The organism is Pedobacter sp. PACM 27299 (genome assembly GCF_001412655.1).
GTDB lineage: Bacteria > Bacteroidota > Bacteroidia > Sphingobacteriales > Sphingobacteriaceae > Pedobacter.
On the sequence record NZ_CP012996.1, the window covers coordinates 1,401,730 to 1,423,285 of the forward strand.

At 38.6% G+C, this 21,556-nt stretch carries 19 protein-coding genes and 1 tRNA gene; 13 read left to right on the forward strand and 7 right to left on the reverse strand.

Annotated features, from left to right (window positions below):
- From AQ505_RS05950 to AQ505_RS05960, 3 genes are all read left to right on the forward strand, one after another.
- Nucleotides 1–651, forward strand: coding sequence for a LolA family protein (locus AQ505_RS05950; protein ID WP_062547337.1), 651 nt, complete (start codon nucleotides 1–3; stop codon nucleotides 649–651).
- Between the two features lie 38 nt (nucleotides 652–689).
- The gene (locus AQ505_RS05955; protein WP_062547338.1) at nucleotides 690–1,454 is read left to right on the forward strand and encodes an MBL fold metallo-hydrolase; all 765 of its coding nucleotides are present in this window, start codon (nucleotides 690–692) and stop codon (nucleotides 1,452–1,454) included.
- Nucleotides 1,455–1,475: 21 nt separating this feature from the next.
- Nucleotides 1,476–1,559 (forward strand) — tRNA-Leu (locus AQ505_RS05960).
- Between the two features lie 192 nt (nucleotides 1,560–1,751).
- On the opposite strand, the gene AQ505_RS05965 is transcribed toward AQ505_RS05960, so the two are convergent.
- From AQ505_RS05965 to AQ505_RS26285, 6 genes are all read right to left on the reverse strand, one after another.
- Nucleotides 1,752–1,967, reverse strand: a complete 216-nt coding sequence (locus AQ505_RS05965; protein ID WP_062547339.1) for a hypothetical protein — start codon at nucleotides 1,965–1,967, stop codon at nucleotides 1,752–1,754.
- Between the two features lie 273 nt (nucleotides 1,968–2,240).
- Nucleotides 2,241–3,410, reverse strand: coding sequence for a hypothetical protein (locus AQ505_RS05970; RefSeq protein ID WP_062547340.1), 1,170 nt, complete (start codon nucleotides 3,408–3,410; stop codon nucleotides 2,241–2,243).
- Complete coding sequence (locus tag AQ505_RS05975) at nucleotides 3,392–5,074, reverse strand: asparagine synthetase B family protein (protein ID WP_062547341.1); 1,683 nt, start codon at nucleotides 5,072–5,074, stop codon at nucleotides 3,392–3,394. The genes AQ505_RS05970 and AQ505_RS05975 overlap by 19 nt, the downstream gene beginning before the upstream one ends.
- Nucleotides 5,074–5,598: an HIT family protein gene (locus AQ505_RS05980; RefSeq protein ID WP_062547342.1), complete on the reverse strand. Its 525-nt coding sequence runs from the start codon at nucleotides 5,596–5,598 to the stop codon at nucleotides 5,074–5,076. Before AQ505_RS05980 ends, AQ505_RS05975 begins: the two co-directional genes overlap by 1 nt.
- 12 nt (nucleotides 5,599–5,610) lie before the next feature.
- Nucleotides 5,611–6,498: a ThiF family adenylyltransferase gene (locus AQ505_RS05985; RefSeq protein ID WP_062547343.1), complete on the reverse strand. Its 888-nt coding sequence runs from the start codon at nucleotides 6,496–6,498 to the stop codon at nucleotides 5,611–5,613.
- A 52-nt stretch (nucleotides 6,499–6,550) separates the two neighbouring features.
- Entirely contained in the window at nucleotides 6,551–6,712 is a 162-nt protein-coding gene (locus AQ505_RS26285) for a hypothetical protein (RefSeq protein WP_157262205.1), read from the reverse strand.
- Nucleotides 6,713–7,093: 381 nt separating this feature from the next.
- On the opposite strand from AQ505_RS26285, the gene AQ505_RS26290 reads away from it, so the two are divergent.
- The 8 genes from AQ505_RS26290 to AQ505_RS06025 all read left to right on the forward strand — a co-directional run bounded on the left by AQ505_RS26290 (nucleotide 7,094) and on the right by AQ505_RS06025 (nucleotide 18,349).
- Nucleotides 7,094–7,255, forward strand: coding sequence for a hypothetical protein (locus AQ505_RS26290; protein ID WP_157262207.1), 162 nt, complete (start codon nucleotides 7,094–7,096; stop codon nucleotides 7,253–7,255).
- Nucleotides 7,256–7,478: 223 nt separating this feature from the next.
- The gene (locus tag AQ505_RS05995) at nucleotides 7,479–8,204 is read left to right on the forward strand and encodes a hypothetical protein (protein WP_157262209.1); all 726 of its coding nucleotides are present in this window, start codon (nucleotides 7,479–7,481) and stop codon (nucleotides 8,202–8,204) included.
- Nucleotides 8,205–8,423: 219 nt separating this feature from the next.
- The gene (locus tag AQ505_RS06000) at nucleotides 8,424–9,962 is read left to right on the forward strand and encodes a flavin monoamine oxidase family protein (protein ID WP_062547346.1); all 1,539 of its coding nucleotides are present in this window, start codon (nucleotides 8,424–8,426) and stop codon (nucleotides 9,960–9,962) included.
- Between the two features lie 469 nt (nucleotides 9,963–10,431).
- A complete protein-coding gene (locus AQ505_RS06005) occupies nucleotides 10,432–12,651 on the forward strand; it encodes an NADP-dependent isocitrate dehydrogenase (RefSeq protein ID WP_062547347.1) in 2,220 nt (739 codons plus the stop codon).
- Between the two features lie 191 nt (nucleotides 12,652–12,842).
- Complete coding sequence (locus tag AQ505_RS06010; RefSeq protein ID WP_062547348.1) at nucleotides 12,843–13,394, forward strand: RNA polymerase sigma-70 factor; 552 nt, start codon at nucleotides 12,843–12,845, stop codon at nucleotides 13,392–13,394.
- A gap of 97 nt (nucleotides 13,395–13,491) precedes the next feature.
- The gene (locus AQ505_RS06015; RefSeq protein WP_062547349.1) at nucleotides 13,492–14,460 is read left to right on the forward strand and encodes a FecR family protein; all 969 of its coding nucleotides are present in this window, start codon (nucleotides 13,492–13,494) and stop codon (nucleotides 14,458–14,460) included.
- Between the two features lie 63 nt (nucleotides 14,461–14,523).
- Nucleotides 14,524–17,256 carry a TonB-dependent receptor gene (locus tag AQ505_RS06020; RefSeq protein ID WP_231635027.1) on the forward strand — a complete coding sequence of 911 codons (2,733 nt, stop codon included), beginning with the start codon at nucleotides 14,524–14,526 and terminating at the stop codon, nucleotides 17,254–17,256.
- Nucleotides 17,237–18,349: a PepSY-associated TM helix domain-containing protein gene (locus AQ505_RS06025; RefSeq protein WP_062547351.1), complete on the forward strand. Its 1,113-nt coding sequence runs from the start codon at nucleotides 17,237–17,239 to the stop codon at nucleotides 18,347–18,349. Before AQ505_RS06020 ends, AQ505_RS06025 begins: the two co-directional genes overlap by 20 nt.
- A gap of 29 nt (nucleotides 18,350–18,378) precedes the next feature.
- Here the strand turns inward: AQ505_RS06025 and idi are convergent, their stop codons facing one another.
- The gene (idi, locus tag AQ505_RS06030; protein ID WP_062547352.1) at nucleotides 18,379–18,915 is read right to left on the reverse strand and encodes an isopentenyl-diphosphate Delta-isomerase; all 537 of its coding nucleotides are present in this window, start codon (nucleotides 18,913–18,915) and stop codon (nucleotides 18,379–18,381) included.
- A 193-nt stretch (nucleotides 18,916–19,108) separates the two neighbouring features.
- Here idi and AQ505_RS06035 point away from each other — a divergent pair, with 193 nt between their 5' ends.
- Together AQ505_RS06035 and AQ505_RS06040 are read left to right on the forward strand one after the other, a co-directional pair.
- Nucleotides 19,109–19,645, forward strand: coding sequence for a hypothetical protein (locus tag AQ505_RS06035; protein ID WP_062547353.1), 537 nt, complete (start codon nucleotides 19,109–19,111; stop codon nucleotides 19,643–19,645).
- A 272-nt stretch (nucleotides 19,646–19,917) separates the two neighbouring features.
- Nucleotides 19,918–21,531 carry a sensor histidine kinase gene (locus tag AQ505_RS06040; RefSeq protein ID WP_197286310.1) on the forward strand — a complete coding sequence of 538 codons (1,614 nt, stop codon included), beginning with the start codon at nucleotides 19,918–19,920 and terminating at the stop codon, nucleotides 21,529–21,531.
- Nucleotides 21,532–21,556 lie beyond the last annotated feature (25 nt).

The following is a 21,556-nucleotide window of genomic DNA, read 5'->3' on the forward strand; positions in this document are numbered from 1 at the left end:
ATGAAAAAGATAATATGGTCGTTACTGGTATTGACAGGTTTTGGATCTTCCAGTTACGCACAGCAGGATGCGAAGGCAAAAGCAATATTAGCAGAAGTAAGTAAGAAATATCGTTCTTTTGATGTGGTTAAGGCAGATTTTACCTTTTCTTTAGACAATCCACAGGCTAAACTCAAGGAGAGTCAGCAAGGTACTATCATCGTCAAAGCGAAAACAAATAAGTACCGGGTGACGATGACGAAACAGGAATTGATTAGCGATGGTAAAACGCAATGGACTTATTTAAAAGAAGATAAAGAGGTGCAGGTAACAGATGCAGACCATAGCGGTGATGCACTAAATCCTGCTCAGCTGTTCACGATTTACGAAAAAGGCTTTAAATATGGTTATACCGGCGAAAGTAAGGTCGGAGGCAAAGTTTATCAGATGATTGACCTGGCACCTATAGATGTCAGCAAATCTTATTTTAAGATCCGTCTGGGAATTGATAAGGTCGCAAAACAGATTGGTACTGTAGTTATTTTTGATAAAGGCGGAAACAAATACGGCTATAACGTGAGCAAAATGGTGACCAACCTGAAGGTTCCGGAAAGTACTTTTTCTTTTGATCCTAAGAAGTATCCTGGAGTAGAAGTTGTAGACTTAAGGTAATTTGTTATTTTTGAAGATATGGTCTCAACTCATCAATTTTGAAGGTTACATTTTTAGGCACAGGTACTTCCCAGGGGATTCCAGTTATCACTTGTAATTGTGCGGTTTGTCAGTCGGCAGACCATAAAAATAAGCGGTTAAGGGTTTCTGTACTGTTGGAAATGGGAGATAAGACGATCGTTATTGATAGCGGGCCTGATTTCCGTTACCAGATGCTGCGCGCAAATGTAAAAGACCTGGATGCGATCTTATATACACATGAACATAAAGACCATGTGGCGGGTTTAGATGACATCAGGCCTTTTAATTACCTGCTGAAAAAGAACATCGACATCTACGCAACCACTAGAGTTCAGGATGCTTTAAAAAGAGAGTTCTCCTATATTTTTGCAGATACGCATTATCCAGGCTTGCCTCAGATAGAGCTGCATACGATTACAGATCAACCTTTTGAAATTGGTCATACAACAGTGATTCCATTAAATATCATGCATTATAAGCTGCCAATTTTGGGCTTCCGGATTCATGATTTTACGTACATTACTGATGCGAAAACGATTTCTGAAGAAACAATAGCAAAAGTAAAGGGTACAAAGATTTTGGTGATCAATGCATTACAGCATGAAGAGCATATTTCTCATTTTACACTAAAGGAAGCAGTCGCTTTTGCGCAAAAGATAGGGGCAGAAATGACCTATCTAACTCATATCAGTCATAATTTAGGCTTGCATGAGGAGGTAGAACGCGAATTACCAGGAAATATTAAATTAGCTTACGATGGTTTAAGTTTATTCTCCGAATAAATATATATTTGCGATAGAAATACCCAGGTGGCGAAATTGGCAGACGCACCACCTTGAGGGGGTGGCGCTTGAAAAGGCGTGGCAGTTCGAATCTGCTTCTGGGTACTAACCAGATTCATGGTTAATTTTTTGAAGGGTTGCTCGTTAAAAAAGCAGCCCTTTCTTGTTGACTTTCAATAGGTTATCGTGGAAGGTTCTGTCTAGATATTTTGTTCTAAATGAACCCTGCCCCCATAGCAGACTATCTTTGAACAAACCTTGCACTAAAGTATGCTTTTGAGTCACATTTGCCTTATCCTATAAACGGAAAAGATTCTCAAGTCTAGGCAATAAACGCTCAACCAATCGTTTTTCAAGTTGAAGCTTTTTGAACCATGTGTTATAGGTAGATGTTTCAATTTCATCATTTATCATTCTTTCTTCCAACTTATAAATTTTGTTGTTGATCTCTTGAAGTTCCTTTAGTTTTAGACCATGACGCTCATTTTTCATTTTAATGGGTTCTTTCAGCATCACTTTTGAAGCCTCAATGATAAAACGTTCTGACCCGATAGCTATCGGGTGACAAAAAATATAAATCACAAAACTATTAAGTGCTTAAGTCTAAATAGTTAAGGGGTCTGTTTTTTTGAATTCTAAACCTTGTCCAAGTTTTTCTATTTGGGCAATAATTTTAAACTGCATATTATTTCGGTTCACCCTCGACTCGCTCAAGTCTTAAGCGCAGCGTGATTTGTGCATTCAAAATCTGGAACAAGACAGGTATTCGGTGGTTGAGGCATAGGATTAGGGCAGTTTGAGGAGTACAATCATATTTTGGATACCTTGGAATCCAAATTCCTCTCTATGATTGATGTTCTTTACTTTAATGGATGCCTTGTACTCTGTTAGATAGTTATCTAAGCTCTTATAAAATTCCATAACAATGGTAATGCTCCAGTTTCTGCCAGGGCAGCTGTGTTGGCCAATTCCAAAGGAAAAATTTTTCAAATTTGGTATACTTTGTATTTCGGCTACATCTCTTTTCGGCGTGTTTGAGTTCGCCGCTCCAATCATTAGTGAAACTTTGTCTCCATACTGAAAATCCAATTCAGGAAAATGAGTGATAGGATTGATTACTTTCCTGTTGCAGACTTGAAAGGGTGAATAAAGTTTAATGAGATCAAGCAGTTTTTCTTGCTGAATTTTGATGTTTTGTTGTTGTTTTAGCGCAGCGTAATCAATTACCACCCTTCCACATAGGGCAATCAACGCATCAACTACATCTAAAAAAGGTAGAAGGCCGACTGCGAGACCAAGTTTGCCTGTTTTAGCCAGTTGACTTAAAAAACCCTGCTTAGTTAATTTTTGTTCACGAGTTAAACGTTCGATTATTGTTGACCATTCGTCTAATGCATTGTGTTTGGTAGTTGGATTATCTACCTGTCCGCGGCCATGTAATAGCTGCAGTATAGGATTTATCAAATGGTAAGCATTCTGAAATGCTGTAACCTTCATACCAGCAATTTCGCAGAGCATATGAACCACATAAGGATTAATCACCTGTTTTATAAGGTCAAATTCTTTGATTGAAGTTCCTATCGCGTTCGCCATATCAAAATATTTGTAGGACAGCTCCATACGCTTTGGAAAACAAGCTATGAATTTTTCTCTCCAAAATTGGTGTTCAGCACCGCTCATATACATTAACCAGTTTTGATAGAAAAAATTGATCGAATCTGGAGTTCCTTGGCCAATTAATAACTTTTTTAGGTTCTGTCGATTGGAATCTAGGCTAGGTTCATGAAACAATTGGGTAATTAAATTTGGAGAATTGATCAGCCAATGCCTGTCTTCCTCGATTAAGAAGGCATCACCAGTCTCATTCAGTTTTCTGTAAAATAATGCCCTGTCATGATTTGCGAGCAAAAGTGCTAATCTTGGTAGTTTATGAACTTTTACGGGTGTTGTTGACATACTAGCGGTTCTTTATCATAACTCAAAGAAGTGTATTGGTAATGGATTTTAGCAGATTTACAGGTTTTGTAAAGGATAGTAGGAAGCGCAGCAACTTGGATAATCGTTCTGGCAAGGATCTCCCTCAATTCCTTTGCTAGCGTTTCTGGAAGAAGTGCTATTTTTTTTAAATTATTTTCGCATTGCTCCCTGAAATATGATGGAATTTGAGGTTGAAGACAGGAAAAATCCTGATTACAAATTTCCAGTAGGAGGTTATCGGAAAAAATACCGCAGGGAACGAACAGTCCCTGTTTTGATCTATACTGATCTGAGCCGATCGGAAGGAGATCTTTTAAAGGTTTTTTTGGTATGCTGAGTTCACCTGGATCATTAACCTGGAATGCTACTAAATCTAAAAAAGGCAACCTTGCTTCCAGCTGGTTGACTAAAGAAGTGCAATCGGTATGGAGCAGGGTCAGATGTTGAGGTAATCTAGTCCAACGATCAAACTTTAACCAGTCTGATGGAGCCATTGAATTTGTAAATGGTTCAAAAAAGGAAGCGGTCTGATCCAGTTTAATGTGGGAAAGTTTCTTTGCTATTTCAAAGGAGTGCTTATGTCTTTTTAATACGGGATGGCCCATTGATTTCTTATAATAATGCGGATATCCGCAGAAAATCTCATCTGCACCTTCACCACTAAGTACATTTTCTATCCCATCTTTTCTCATTTCTTCCATTAAAATGCTCATCGCAACGGTAGAAAGTGTAGAAAATGGCCGGTCTATGTAGTTCCATAATTTCTTTAGATGATCCAGTAAGTTCATTTCGTTTATCAAAACTGTTCTCTGATTTTTTTCTGGTTCTTCTGGTTTTTGCACAATGGTGTAACACGGGATCTCAGGAGCTACTAGTTTGATCAGTGAAGAATCTACACCTCCGCTGAATGCCAAAGCCGTTTTTCCAGGTTCATAACGATTGTGGACTGCGGTAGCTAGTTGATCTAAAATAGAGGTATCGCCGAGATGCTTAATAACGTTGCTAGAAGACCTAGTGGAGTGGAGGTTATTATCAAAAAATATGATCTCACCAGGTTGTACTGAATAAACGCCTTCAAATGCGTTTGCCGAAGGGGTAACTCCGAATTCAAATACATGCTGTATACTCAGCCAATCAGGAACCTGCCCTGTGTTAGTTATTAAGGAAACGGCTTTTGCAGATGACGCGAAGGATACTTGGTTATGGTTATGGGAATAAAATAAAGGTTTGGTCCCCATGATATCCCGAGCTAAAATTAACTCATTCCGTTCTTGGTCGTAAAGCGCCAACGCGAATTCGCCATCGATCATTTTAATCACCTCGATTTTGTCTTGGCTGCTGGACAGGATCAATGCCAAAGCCTCTGTATCAGAAAGATTTCCTTCAAAACAGACTTTGTCACTATTTACCAGTCTTTTTAATTCATGTATATTGTAAATTTCACCGTTAAATGAAAGAACGTATCGCTTATTAACGACCACGGGTTGGGGGCGGAGACGGTCACCGGATCTTGCTAACCTAGCGGATAGCATGCTACAATGATCGGATTGCCAAGCCCCGTATACATTTCCTCTCCAACTAGTCGCGTTCCAGGCTTGTAGCAAATTATGCTGATAATTAATTGCTCCGACAAAACCACACATTATTTTACCTTGGATGTTTTTAAAAGTTTGAAAATTCTGTTCATTTCGTCATCGCTTGCGCGGGGGCCGTCATGAGACGAAATGTAGCCAGGGTAAGTTTCAAACGTTACCGCAAGACTACTGTTAATCGGCTTCCATTCTCCTTCTGGAATACCAAAAAGAGGTATTAGTTTAATGTGTGCATGATTTACGCCCATACCTTCAGCAATTAGTGCAGTCCTTTTGGTACTTAATTTTGCATTAAGTATTTTGGAAACCTCTTTGCCAGCGCTTATTAAACTAAATAGTTTATCTTGTGGTAGTTGAAGTACGTCACTGTCAAGATGCAGTTTTGTGGCTACTACGGTAAAGCCTGGAGTATTCGGGAATGGGGTTAGGAATGCGAGATGATCCTCATCTTCCCAAATTGTCCAGCTAAAAATTTCTCGGCTTGCAATTTTACAAAAAAGGCAGTCCTCTTGTTCCATCAGGTTTTTGATTTTAATGCCATGGCCATTTGTTAACTTCCCAAATTCGTTCTCCATGTCCCTCAACTATTAATCCCCCATCAACAGTAGCAGATAGGAGGATGCCGCCCCCGCGATCTCTACATTGGTAGGGCCGAAACTTGGCGCAATCTTCTGAGGTAAAGGTAAGATATCACGTTCATCAGTCATACGTTCTTGAGAAGATAAAGATAGGATAGCCTCTGACATGAAGTAACCCGCACCTATGAACTTTTTGTTATGTTTTTCTGAAAATATTCGAGCCTTACGAAGGAGGCCGATTGGCTCATCTGCAGTGAACAACACGGCATCGACTGATGCAATAATCGTTTCCAAATTGTTATCAGTGATTTTTTCCTTATGTACACTTATATTTAATTCTGGATAGCGCTCGTGAAGATTTTCTTTTAGAACTTCAACCTTGGATCTGCCTATATCTTTCAAGGTCCAAAAATATTGACGGTTAAAATTACTTTTCTCAATCTGATCATGGTCTGCGAGGACGATCGATTTGATGCCTCCACCGGCGAGAATTTGAGCGGACAAAGATCCGATTCCTCCGCAACCAACTACGGCAATTGAACACGCTTCGATTTTGGCGTAAAATTGCATAATTTGGTCGCAGTCGTCAGCAATGCAGCATAAATAAGCTGCAGTTCTGCTGGTCTCATCGGTAAGTAATTTTTCCTGAACAAATAATATTGAGACTTCGTCACCTGTTAATATGGCATTGACAGCAATTAAGCTGGTGAGGAAGTCTGCTGATTCATTCGGATTTATTGTTGCGGTACCCCTTGGGCCGGTGACTTGTATTTTGTTCGTGGTGTCAAAAAAAGACAATTGAACTGCTGGATTTAGGATTGCAGCGGCTTTTTGCTCTTTGAGAATGACATGTTTATCTAAGCGGTAAGGTTCAGGTAGCTGTGGGAATTTCCTCATGACGAAAGTATGAATGAAAAGACCTGCATCGCAGGTCTTTTCATTGTTGTGATTAGTTAACTGAAGCGTTGGCTTTTAAATAGCCGGCTAGTTTTTCAATCTCAATGGATTCGATCCTTGAGACAATCTCTTCTCCAAATACAGTTGAGAGCTGGGCAATTTGCTCGGCAGTCAAAACGATTTGTACTTTCTCTTCGTTTTCTTTTTGAGGCATAATTAAGATATTTAAGTTTATAATATGAAAATAACACATTTATTTGATAAAAACAAAAAAAATAAGTTGTTACTCGCTGATTATTAATAAGGTATGGTTTTTTTTGGGTCTATTCGAATATTTTAGTAAGCATCTTGTTTTCTTAAAATACCTATACTCAACCATGCTTCCCAAAATATCTGGTCGGTTATCAATAAAATTTGATAATTTGGATCCCTTTTTTATTTGCTGGTGAGATATGTATCAGAACCTCAGACAGTTTTTTGTTTTGTTGTTATGGTGAGTTTGTATACTAGTGTATCAGATCTCACTAAAACTGATCTGAACGCTAAATTAATCTCGAAACTCATGAACCAACAAATAACATTAAAAAAATGCTGTATGCTTACCGCATTTTTCATGCTGAGCAGTTATTGCTTTGCCCAAACTGAAACAAAAGCACGTGTGCGTATCCCGGAAAATGAAAAGTTATCAAAATGGTCAAGGCGGCCGATTGTGACGAAACTTTCCCTCAAGGGGGCGAACTCAAAACTGAGTATATAAAAAAGAATAAGGAAGTAACCTACACGTCCAGTACCGTGGATAAACCTGCTGTCTCTAAGACCGTTAAAATTGAAAAAACTATTGAAAAGCCAATGCATCCCAATCTAGTGGACGGGCAAATATTAGGGCTGATGAAAAAGATCCTTCCATACTTCATGTTAATTACTGGCTTGCCAGCGCTGTGGTAGTGAAGAAGGGTACCAACATCATCAACATCAAACGGGTGCTAGAATGCAGCGGAACTTATACAGAAACAAGGTTGCCCATCCAGACGCTTACGAATAATACCACTTATCATCTTGCTAAAGTAATGGCTGCTGACCTTGTAGCTATACAACTCGCTAAATGGTATGTGAATGCGGATGAGATTATAGAGGTGTTAGATAAGCAGGGCAAAATCGTATATTATCTTATTGACCGGTACGACAGGGATGCTGACTACCAAATTAAACTTGAAAATCGGGGCTTTGTGTCTTTTACTAAAAAAAGCTTGGAGTATGGGCCGGTTGTGATTCCTATCAAGTATCGTTTATCGAGAGAAAGAGGCGCGATCAAAGTGAAGGATGAATTTACCACTGACTTGAACCTTGGGGTATACGGTGCCTACAGGTTTAGGAAGTATGGGGTACGTTATCTGACTGGTGAAACCTTAAAAGAGGTGCCGTCGGTTTCATTTAGTATTGCTGGGTTCATTAACCTTGGGACTGTCACACTAGATTCCCTATCCACTACCTTAGGCACAGCACCCTTAAAAGGTGAAGAAGAGGAAACAATTGGAGTGTTTTCTTCTGGTTTGGGAACGATGTTGTCCTTGGGAGATCTTCAAGTAGGACTTTATTCTGGTATTGACTTTGGTTTTGGCCAAAATGCCAAAAACTGGAATTATAACAATAGACTTTGGCTTGGTTTCGGGGTAACATACAACGTGAATCGGTTTTGGAAAAAGTAGTAGTACTAAAGGCACTTCTTAGCGAAGATCTTAAAAGTGCTCAACGTTAAATTTATCTCCCTACATGATACCTTAAATTTAAACTTCTTTATTACTTATTGTTAAAAATATAGAATTAACAGATAATTAATTTTCAAGTTTTTGTTAACTTGCTTGTGCGACTAATGTTAGCGTAAAAAAAAACATATAAATAGCTCATCTTAATTATCTCCTCTCGATATGATTTATAGAAAATTGTTAGACCAATATGCTGAACTCAAACACCTGGAGAAAGCAGTTGCAACCCCGAAAACTAGTGAATATATAGAACTTATCAGACACTTAAGGGCCATAAAGCCTGGTCAGTTTGGCGGTCAAACCGTAATAATTGGCGGTGCTGGGATGGCTGGTCTCTGCTCTGCATATGAATTGTCGAAATTAGGATTTGACGTGGTTTTACTTGAAGCACAAAAAACACATATTGGAGGAAGGGCGCGTACTTTCAGATTGTCAGAACATGTTTATGGTGAATTTGGAGCAATGCGTATTCCTGAAAAGCACGAACTGACTAGATTTTATATTTCAGAGTTTAAGTTAGAGTTAAGAAAATTTGTTCAAGCAAATCCTGAGGCGATTTCCTATGTGAGGGGAAAGCGGTTAAAGGTTGCGGATGTAGAACAGATTAAAAAATCATTTAAACTGAGCGAAGAAGAAGCTGGAAAAAGTACTTTGGATTATTGGCTCGAGATTATAGTAGCGCTAATTGCCTCTTTAAATGAACTCCAAAAGGATGAACTTTTCAATTCTGAAATAACTGATGCGACCATTAAGGAGTTGGATAACAAATCTTTATATGAGGTTCTTCTGCAAGGAGGGTTTTCGAAAGAGGCAATAGAAATGCTGGTCTCTACTTGGGGTTTTGAAACTTCTCTTCAATTTTCATTACTTGAATTCTTAAGAGAGGAAATCGAAGGAATTTGGAGCGGAGAGTTTGATGAAATTGTAGGGGGGACAGACTTATTAGCGAAAGCATTTCATGAAGAATTAAAAATATGTACATTTCAGAACGCTATTATTACAAATGTAGAACAAAGTTCTAATTCAGTTACTGTAAATTACAAAAATAGTGATGGTGAAAAAGATAGCGTAACTGGCAATTGGTTTATTTGTACACTGCCTTTAGGGGTTTTGGATAAAGTTTCTTTCGAACCGGCACTTTCATTTGCAAAATCTGAAGCGATAAGGAGGGTAAATTATGATTCTTCAACCAAGATTTTGGCTCATACAACCAAGAGATTTTGGGAGTTAGATGATCAAATTTATGGTGGAGGAAGCAGTTCAGACAGTTTGATTGGGTCAACTTGGTATCCATCAGACAATCCCGATAAGGATGTTAAAGTGTCTAATTCAGAATCTATGTTTTTAAGCTCGTACACTTGGGGTCAATCGGCGCGACGTATGGATCAAATACCCGAAGCAGATTTGAAAGAGTATATGACTAATGAATTGGGTAATTTGCATCCAAGCTTATTAAAAGATCCTTCAGCAATTAAAATGTTTTATCGTTGGAGCTGGACAAATTGTCAATGGAGTAATGGTGCTTATTCTTTTTTTATGCCTAATGAACATTCAGAATTTTATAAAGATCTGATCGAACCAGAAGGCAAAATACTTCTAGCCGGAGAACATGCCTCACTTACTCATTCTTGGATGCAGGGAGCGTTTGAGTCTGCATTGAGGGTGGTGTCGCATATTGTCGATACTTTCAAAGCACCATAATTATAGCCTTTGCGAAAATGCAAATGAACTTCTGTCAGATTTACCAATTTTTTTGTTCTATTATAATCTGGTCAGGGTGGTCTAATCAAAAATCACCTTGATTTTTAACGGCTGATTATATGAATCCTTTTCTCTCCAAATCTTCAATTATAGGTTCAATAAGCAATAAAAAGCGATTTAAATGTTCAAAGTATTCCTGCTGATTAGTACTTAGTAAAGCCTTAGAGAAATCTAAGGCTTTTTGCTTTTCGGCCATTTAGCTCTTAAGCGATATTTCACAATAGCATCTGAACATCTCCTGTCCATATCGGTCAAAAAAATGCAATTTACAGGCTATATTAATCCCATAAAATACATTACTATGTTCCTTTAGTCGATCGTTTATTTTATATTTAGGCGATTTTAAAATATGGATAGGTTTACCATTAAGAATCTATCGAATAATTAATCTTATAAAGCAAAAATCAATATGTCGAATACATCAAAAATTATCTACACCAAGACCGATGAGGCGCCAATGTTGGCAACCTATTCACTTTTACCAATCGTACAAGCTTTTACCGCATCAGCAGGTATTGATGTAGAAACAAGAGATATTTCTTTAGCAGGTAGAATTTTAGCAAACTTTCCTGAGTTTTTAAAAGACGATCAAAAAATAGGTGATGCTTTAGCAGAGCTTGGTGCATTAGCAACAACACCAGAAGCTAACATTATTAAATTACCAAATATTTCAGCTTCTATCCCTCAATTGGTAGCAGCTATTACTGAGTTACAAGGACAAGGTTATGCTTTGCCGAATTACCCAGATAACGCACAGACTGAAGAAGAAAAAGCAATAAAAGCCAAATATGGTAAAGTATTGGGTTCGGCAGTAAATCCGGTTTTACGTGAAGGTAACTCTGATCGTAGAGCGCCTAAAGCAGTTAAAAATTATGCAAAAGTAAATCCTCACTCTATGGGTGCATGGTCTGCAGATTCTAAAACTCGTGTAGCCAGCATGACTGAAGGTGATTTTTACGGTTCAGAGAAATCTCTAACCCTTACTGATGCGAGTCAATTTAAAATAGAATTTGTTGCTGAAGATGGTAGTGTAGCTGAATTAAAAGGTTTAGCTCCTTTAAAGGCAGGTGAGGTAATCGACAGCTCAGCTTTAAGTCTAGCTGCTTTGAAAGCATTTGTAGCGAAAGAAATTGTAGCCACAAGAGCGGAAGGAACTTTATTGTCTGCTCACTTAAAAGCAACAATGATGAAAGTTTCTGATCCACTAATTTTTGGTGCTATTGTAGAAGTTTACTTCGCTGATGTGTTTGCTAAATATGCAGATTTATTTAAGGAGCTGAATGTAGATACGAGCAACGGTTTAGGTGATGTGTATGCAAAAATTGCTGGCCATCCTAAACAAGCAGAAGTGGAAGCTGATTTAGCTAAGGCAATAGAGAATGGCCCGGCATTGGCTATGGTAAATTCTGATAAAGGAATTACTAACCTTCATGTGCCTAGTGATGTCATTGTAGATGCTTCTATGCCTGCAATGATTCGTAATTCAGGCCAGATGTGGAATAAAGACGGTAAATCTCAAGATACGACGGCTTTAATTCCTGATCGTTGTTATGCAGGTGTTTACACGGCAACAATTGATGATTGTAAGGCAAATGGTGCTTTTGATGTAGCGACCATGGGTTCTGTACCTAACGTAGGTTTAATGGCTCAAAAAGCTGAAGAATATGGTTCACATGATAAAACTTTCCAGGCAAAAGCAAATGGAACGATCCGTGTAACAGATGCAGATGGCAAAGTTTTCTTCGATCAGAAAGTAGAGAAAGGTGATATCTTCCGCATGTGTCAAACTAAGGATGCGCCAATTCAGGATTGGGTTAAATTAGCCGTAAACAGAGCTCGTTTATCAGCTACGCCAGCAGTTTTCTGGTTAGATGAAAACAGAGCACATGATAGAGAAATCATTGCAAAAGTGAAAAAATATCTAGCTGATCATGATACTGAAGGATTGGATATTAGAATTCTTGCACCAATTGAAGCCACTAAATTCACTTTGGAAAGAATCAGAAAAGGCTTAGACACCATCTCTGTAACTGGTAACGTATTGCGTGATTACTTAACAGATTTATTCCCGATTTTAGAATTAGGAACTTCTGCTAAAATGCTATCAATCGTGCCTTTAATGAATGGTGGTGGTTTGTTCGAAACTGGTGCTGGTGGTTCTGCCCCTAAACATATCGAACAATTTATCGAAGAAGGCTATTTACGTTGGGATTCATTGGGTGAGTTCTTAGCTTTAGGTGCTTCTTTAGAGCATTTAGGTCAAACACAAAACAATGCAAAAGCTTTAGTTTTAGCAGAGACTCTAGATGCTGCAACTGAAACTTTCCTGGCTAATGATAAATCTCCAGCTCGTAAAGTTGGACAAATTGATAACCGTGGTTCGCATTTCTACCTAGCTTTATATTGGGCTCAGGAATTAGCAAAACAAAGTAAAGATGCTGATTTACAAGCTAGATTTGCACCATTGGCTAAGGCATTAAGCGAAAATGAAGCTAAAATTGCTGGCGAATTAATTGCTGCCCAAGGTAAACCACAAGAAATTGGCGGTTACTTCCATCCAAATGATGAATTGGCAAATAAAGCAATGCGTCCAAGCGAAACATTGAATACTATTTTAGCTTCTTTATAAGCTAATTGAATAATATCAGCGTCCTGATATTCTTCAGGGCGCTTTTTTTATAGGTTAATTTTTACATTAAAGGAATCTCTAATTAAAACGCAGCTCATTTGGAGTGTCATCGCATATCAATCTAAATAAAATAACTATTTTATTTAGATTGATTCCAAGTAATTAATTAGCTTTGGGCAAATTTAATCACCGTGCCCGGATCTCCTTCAAGTCAGGATCAACTTCCCTTTAATATTCATCAAATCGATGAGCAAGGCTTTGAGCGTATTTATAGAGACTGCTGGAAAACTGTTTTTGGGATCATCTATAATTATACCCGGGATGAAGAAATTGCAGAAGAAATCAGTCAGGATTTATTCGCTTCACTTTGGGAACGTCGGGAGAAAATCATTATCAAAACTACAATTGAGCAGTATTTATATCGCGCAGCAAAGCTGGAAGCATTTGAATATTTGCGTAGCAGCAGCAGTCATCGGGAACACATCAATTGCGCTTTAAAGAGCCATTGTGGATCAAGAAACTGTACAGAAGACCAGGTATTATTTAATGAGTTGAACGGAAACCTTAACCTGTTGGTAGCTGAATTGCCTTGCAGGTGTCGGGAAGTGTACCGTTTAAGTCAGGACCAGGGGATGAACAATAAAAAAATCGCCACTATTTTATTGATATCGGAAAAAACGGTGGAGTACCACCTGTATAAAGCGATGAACTACTTGAGAAATAATTTACAGGAATTCAGGTAGTTATAATATATTTCCGTTTTTTTTGATTTTCCACCTAGGGAAAATCGGGACTTATCCGGCTTAAGGTATATGAGCACATTTAAAGGGCTCTTTGCTTATGCGGATTACTAAAGAACTTATTGAATGTTATCATCAGGGGCGATGCGATCCAAATGAAAAGGATGCCGTTGAAAAATGGCTGGAATCTGATGAATTGGAAATGAGTTTTCCAGCAAATTCCGATCTGTCTTCCATAGAAGATAAAGGATGGAGGAGGATTTCAGCCCGTTACGATATTTCAGTTCAGCCAGCAGCAAGCAAGTCCTTTAAATTGAACAATTATCGTTATATCTGGCAGTTGGCTGCATGTTTCTTATTATTAGTAGGTATTGGAATCACCTATTATTTAAACAATGAGGGGAATAACAGTCATCAATCTGCACTGATTTATAAAACGATAATTACGTCTAAAGGTCAGAAACTCCAGGTAACGTTACCGGATGGTACGATGGTATGGCTGAATTCTGAAAGCGTTTTACGTTTTCCTGAAAGATTTAGAGGTAACCTGAGAAAGCTGGAGTTTTCCGGAGAAGCATATTTCGATGTCGCTAAAGATCCATCTAAACCTTTTATCATCCATACTTCAAAGACAAAAGTGCAGGTGCTTGGTACCCGGTTTAACTTAAGGGCATTGGCTACAGAAACAGCTACATCAGTTGTGGTAGAGGAAGGGAAGGTGAAATTTATTGGTCTACTTGGCAAGCAGGAAACGATCCTTACTGCGAATAGGAGGGGAATCTTTGAAGCATTATCGGTTCCGGCTATGATTGTTCATGAGGTATCTGCAGGACAATATATAGCTTGGAAAAACAATGAGTTACTGCTCGATAATTTGACTATTGAGGAGGTTGCTCAGACCCTTGAACGCTGGTACAATGTGAAGATTAAGGTCAATAGCGCAGATTTGGCCCATGAACGTTATACTGGAAACTTTAAGAATCCAAGCTTAAAACAGGTGCTGGAAAGCATGAGTTTTGCTGTAAAATTCAACTACAGGCAGGAAGAACAAACCTATGTTTTTTATTGATTTATCCCCAAAACAATTACATAAACAAACCCGGTTTCAGTCGGCAAACTTCACACCGGGCTATTGAAAAATCAACTCATCATCAATTTAACAACAAACAAAAGTATGTACAAAGGATGTACCCCAAAGAAACAATTTGTAAAATTCCTGCTATTGATCTGCAGTTTACTATATCTGCCTTGCAGCAGTTATGCCAGACAGCAGTCGGTTTTGGAAAAGCCAGTCACCATTCAATTGAATAATGTGAGTCTTAATGATGCATTAAAGGCAGTTGGCGATGCTGCAGGTGTTCAATTTTCCTACAGCAGCACGCAGCTTAATTTACAGAAAAAAGTAAACCTGAACTTTAAAAATAAAACTTTGAATGAAATATTGTCGGAACTGCTGGGTGGGCAGTTAAAGGGTTTAAGCGTAAATGGTACGCAAATTACCATACAAACTTCAGGAGCAAAAGGAAATATTAAAGGAAGCGTTAAAACTAAAGACGGTAAACCTGCTGAGTTTGTTACTGTGGGAATTAAGGGATTAAAAAGCGTTCAGGTAGATTCAAAAGGTAACTATTTGCTGAAAGACATTGAAGCAGGTACGTATAAATTGATTGCTAGTTTTGTAGGATTAACTTCACAGCAGAAGGAAATAAAAGTAATTGCAGGAGAAGCAGTTTCAGTCAACTTTGTGCTGCTAGAAAACAATGAACAGCTAGATGAGGTAGTCATCAATGGTGGCGGTATCAATAAGTTTTCAGTTAAGAAAACGACGACTTCCGCAAAAATGCCATTGGGAAACCTGGAGAATCCACAAGTGTATACGACTATTCCAAAGGCTTTATTGACTGAACAGATGGTAACTGAGTTTAGTATGGCATTAAAAAATAGTCCGGGTGTCTATAAAATTCAAGGCAGTAGAGGTATCAATACTGCAGGAGCTACTTTTTATAGTATGCGTGGATTTCGTGTGGAGGCTGCGCTGAGTGATGGCGTGCCTTCACAAACAAATGGTGAAATAGATCCGGCGAATATTGAGCGTGTGGAGCTGATTAAAGGCCCTTCAGGAACTTTGTTTGGTGGTTCCGTGGTTTCTTACGGAGGACTGATCAACATTGTAACGAAAAAACCTTTAGATACTTTAGGAGGAGAGCTGAGTTACACTACTGGTAGTTATGGTTTAAACCGTTTTTCTGCAGATGTGTATGGACCTGTCACTAAAGATAAAAAGCTACTTTTCAGATTGAATTCTGCCTATCAGCATCAAAATAGCTTTCAGGATGTGGGTTTCAGGAAGTCGATATTTGTAGCACCCGTGTTAGAATATAAGGTCAATGATAGACTGAATATCAGCCTGAATACAAGTTTTGCTACCTTGAAGAGTACAAGTCCAGCGGTGATTTTTCTACCAAGGACACGCCAATTTATTGCCACCAGACCTGAGGAATTGAACTACGACTGGAAACGTTCTTATACCAATAAGGACTTAACGATGAAGAACCCTACATTAAATGCAAAAGGACAGGTAAATTACAAGCTGTCAGATCAATGGGCTTCTCAAACTATTTTCTCTACAAATAGCCGTAAATCAGATGGTTTTTATCAATACCAATTTATAAGAGGAGCCACAGATGAAATGCTGGAAAGAAATGTCTCTTTGCAGAATTCTACGAATACCTCCACAGACCTGCAGCAGAATTTTAACGGTGATTTTAAGTTGTTTGGAATGCGCAACAGGGTTGTTGTTGGGTTAGATTATTTACATCAGACCGTTAAAAACAACAATTCCCCAAACATCGTATTTGACAATGTGAGCGGAACAAATCCGAATGATCCGAATTACTCCAACATTTCCCGTTCTGCGGTGGAGGCGAAGATAGCGGCAAGCACGGCATTGCCGACTAAAAACCATGCAGAAAACAATGTCTACAGTGTGTATGCTTCAAATGTGTTGAACCTGACTGACAGGTTAATTACTATGCTGAGCCTTCGCGTGGATCGTTTTCAAAATAAAGGAACATTCAATGAGAACACGAATCTTCGATCCGGTGAATTTATGCAGACGGCAGTTTCGCCAAAACTTGGCCTGGTGTACCAGGTCGTAAAAGATAGGGTTTCCTTATTTGGTAACTATATGAACGGATTTACTAATGTTGCACCTATTACACAGCCAGAAGGTTCAGGCGCTTCCGGAACTTTTAAACCGGAACATGCCAATCAGTTCGAAGCGGGGGTAAAAACAGATCTTTTGGATGGTAAATTAAGTTTTACGGCTAGTCTATATGATATTAAAGTGGAAAACACCACTTATACGGAACCAGTAACAGTGAATGGGGCAAATTATGTAATTACCGTACAAAATGGTACACAGAAGAGCAGAGGACTTGAATTGGAATTGATTGCCAACCCAATAGAAGGTTTGAATGTGATCGCTGGTTACAGCTATAATTATAGCAAATTGACTGATGGTAATCCTGATCTTAAAGGTCGCAGACCAGCCTCAGCTGGCCCCTCTACTTTGATCAACTCCTGGATTAGTTATGCTATTCCACATGGTGAGATCAAAGGATTAGGTCTGGGTGTAGGAGTTAATTATATCGGAAAGCACTTAACAGGGAATTCCGCGAAAACAGGTGTGTTTACCTTACCTTCCTATATTATGGCAACCGCTACAGTGTTTTATGACAAGCCAAAGTATAGGTTAGGATTTAAAGTCGATAACCTGGCCAATGAAGTATATTTTACGGGCCAGGGGGTATTGAGCCCACAAATGCCAAGAACCTTTGCTGCAAATGTCACTTTCAAGTTTTAAAATCACCATCAGACAAATACACCTCTGGCTCGGATTAGCTTCCGGGCTGGTGGTGTTTGTATTGGGGCTAACGGGCGCCATATATGCTTTTCAGGACGAAATAAAAGAGCTGGTTTATAAAGATCGGCTGTATGTTGAACCTGGAAAATCAAGACTGCCCTTGAGCGTACTGCTGCCCATTGCAAAACAAGCTATAACTGAGGATCGTAAAATCTCGCGCGCCGAACTTTCTCAATCACCAGGACGCACCTATATGTTCCGGGCTTTAAAAGTAGATAAAAAAGCTTTCGGTTATTGGAACTATTATCAGTATTATGATAAAGTTTACCTGAATCCTTATACCGGTAAAGTGGTATTTAAGGAGAACGCAAAAGCGGAGTTTTTTACTGTTGTCCTGGCCCTTCACATGAATTTGCTACTGGGTGATGCGGTAGGACATTTTATCATCCGATGGTCTGTAGTCTGTTTTGTGATTTTACTCTTGTCAGGAATGGTGCTCTGGTGGCCCAAAAACTGGAAGTTTAAACAGTTGAAGAAAAGTTTTCAGGTCAAATGGAATGCGAAGTTTAAAAGATTGAACTATGATCTGCACAATGTATTTGGCTTTTATAGTTTTCTGATCTTGATGATCATCGCATTAACAGGATTGATGTGGTCTTTTGAGCTGACGACTGAAAAGAAAGGAAAAACACTTTCTGATACCAGTCAGGCGTTGGGGATGATACCTGTAGATCAGATTCTGGATCAAGCCCTAAAAGCCTCCCCTGAAACAGCTTATTTTTTATATAATTTTCCTGCAGCTAAAAGTGGAACAGTGAATGTTTCAGCTTACCAGGATAAAATAAGGTTATACGATCGACAGCAGTATAAATTTGACAGGTACAGCGGAGAGTTACTGCAAAAAGGAGTCAGTTTTGGCCAGCTGCCTGTCGGGGAGAAACTCATTGCAATGAATTATGACCTTCATACAGGAAGCGTACTTGGGCTTGCTGGAAAAATCCTGGCTTTTTTTGCAGGATTAATTGCCGCAGGATTACCAGTTACCGGATTTTTAATCTGGTGGAAAAAAGGAAAAACTGCTAAACTTAACTAAGGCTGATCAGGAGCTGGTTTTGGATAATTCTAGATAGACATTTTACGGTATTGGTGCATCACTTGATCAAAGCATATTTTTAGCCATTCCGTATAGACGTCCTTATGGTTTTTTAAATCTAACTCCAGCTCCTCCATGTTGATGTATTTAAAGTCTGCCACTTCCACAGGATTGGGCATTGGCAGTGTATCGCTGCTGCCAAAATAAACATGATCATATTCGTTTTCCACTAGTTCATTTTCAACTTCAGCACGATAAGCAAAACTAAAAACAGGTCTTAATTCACATTCCATACCCATTTCTTCTTTTAACCTTCTTTTCGCAGCATCCGCAGTAAGTTCTCCAGGTCTGGGGTGACTGCAGCAGGTATTGGTCCATTTTCCTGCAGAATGGTATTTATCAAGTGCACGCTGCTGCAGTAAAAGTGCTCCTGAGCTGTTGAAGATAAAAACGGAGAATGCCCTGTGGAGCTCGCCTTCAAGGTGTGCCTTTAATTTTGGCATAGTGCCAATTGGATTGTCATTTTCATCAACCAGGATTACTTCTTCTTCTCTCATCAAGTTCATCTTTTCTTTTTCTTCAGCTGCAATTTTATATACCTAATAATGGGGAGCTGCGAAGTTCAGCATTTTTCTTAATGAAAGCATTAAATGGATGGTTTTTTCTGAGAAGCCTGATCAATGAATGTTGATTTCCTCTTTTTTCTTTGTACTAATCTTTATTATAATGAGTATATTAGTTTACACTAATATGACTATTATGAAAAGATTGCTCCTTCCAATGCTGGTTTTACTGCCATTTAGCGTGTTGTATGCTGTGGAAAGTCATCCTAAGGCTACTGTAAAAAGTAAGATTTCTATAATTGATGCCTCGGTCCCTACTGTGGATACAGCAAAAAAAGAATCCAGAGCTACAGAATGGGCGAAAATGGAAAGGCAGCTTAAAAAACAAATGCCAAAGGATCTGGCCAAAATCATGGTCAAACAAATGAGGTCAGTGATGCCTGGTAACGGCGGTTTGATTGATGCGGCCTCTCTGTCTAAATTTGCCATACAAAGTGAGGCTTTTTCCACTGAGATGAATGCTTCATTGGATAAATCAGATTATGAATTAGAGCGTAAAGAAATCATAGCGGGATTTAAAAGTCTTGAGTTTGAGAATGCTTCCGACCGTAGAGCGGCCAGAAAAGAGATGAAACAAGACCTTAAACGCATTAAAGAAGCCTACCAACGATCAATAAGCGGGTTAAATTCGCAGAATAAGGAAGTTATAGCACTTAATATATCACCCCGTTAACGATGATAAAAATGGGATTCTAGCTAAATCTGGTTAGAATTTATTGCAGTTATTTGCTTGATTTACTGTTCTTTCTTCTATTATAGCGGATAAATATTAATAAATTTGCGCTCTTATGAAATTTTTGGGAGGAAACATTACATCATACTATGCTCGTTAACAAATCAGGTGAAACGTCTAATAATCTGCGTAAACTTTTCGTTTTATTTCTCGCTTTCACTTTTTTAATAGCCGCAGGGTCTTTATTACTGAGGCACTCTATCTTTAAAAAATTGGATACACTCGCAGAGCAATTGCGGGGACATGCACAGAATCAGGAAATCAGCAATATCCTGCTCGATTTAAATGGTGCTGAAAGTGATTTTCAGCAGGCGATTTTATATGGGGAGAGTCAGAAGCTGGAAGATTATAAAACTAAACTGACCCGAACATTTAATCAGATTGAAGTTATACTGAAAAAGTATGATCTGGATAGTACAAGGATGTTATCTGCGAATAAAGTGCAGCTTGGAAAAGCATTTGATGATAAGCTGTTGATTTCTAATGAAATTTTTAGTCTCAAACATAATTTTGATTCTTTGCTAAGAATCACGAATATTCAAAATATTGGAGGAAAACCCTCTAAAGACATTATTGAAAAGTATAAGGTCAATACTACCATAAAAAGAAGCACTGGAAAGGCAGATACTTCTGTACGTGTCATTAAGCCTGAAGCTAAGAAAAAAGGGCTTTTTAAACGTCTTCAAGATGCTATAGAAAACAAACAGGAAAGTTCACAATCTGTTAAAGTGGTGACGGTAAATCGTGAAAAGCAGATTCGAGATTCGGTAAACCGGTCTGTACTTAGAAAACAGAGCAATTCTCAGGGAGATATTCTACGAAAACTAAATGAAGAAAATGGGCGGTTAGCGAAATCCAACCAACAGCTCATTTCTGCAAACCTTAGTTTGGTGATTCAATTACACCAATTGGTGCAGGAGTTGAAAGATATTCATTTGAATGACTGGGAAAAGGCGAGGGCAGAAATGCTCAATCAATATCAATCGGCTACAAATGATATGAATAGCTTTACTGGGGTAGCAGTATTGATGATTTTGATTTTTATTGTATTGCTGATTATTTATATCCGCAAAGCAGGGAAATCTGAAGACAATTACATTCGTGAAAATGAACGTGCAGTGGCATTGGCAGAACAAAAATCAGAGATGCTGGCCATTATGAGTCATGAAATTAGAAATCCACTGACCACCATTACCGGTCTAATTTACCTCCTGAACCGAAGTCCGCTTACTGATGATCAAAAGAAAAAACTTAATTCTATCAACTTATCCTCAAGTATGCTGATGAATACCATTAATGATATTCTTGATGTCAGCAAAATTGATCATCAAAAAGAAACTGCTTTGAATGTTGTTTCTTTTCAGCCTTGCGCAGAGATTAAAGAGACGATTGCTGCCATGACTTTCATCGCTGAAAGGAAGCAGATCTCTTTAACCGCAGAATTCAGCGGGATAGAAGAAGCCACGGTTAAAGGTGATCCTTTCCGCCTAAAACAAATCATGATCAATCTATTGAACAATGCAGTAAAGTATACGGATCAAGGTGGGGTAGTGGTAAAAGTAGAACTATCCGAGAGGAATGAACAGCAGATGCTGTTGAATGTCAGTATCATTGATACCGGAATTGGCATTCCTAAAGATCAGCAGGGAAAACTCTTTACCAGGTACTATCAGGCGAACAGATCCTCAGGGAAACCAGGAACAGGATTAGGTCTTTACATCTGTAAACAGTTGATTGACCTTCAAAATGGGCAGATCAACGTGGAGAGTGAAGCTGGAAAAGGATGTCATTTTAAATTCTCGATTCCTTATCAAAAACCAGCGTAGCAAACAAAGCGTTAATTTTTCTGTT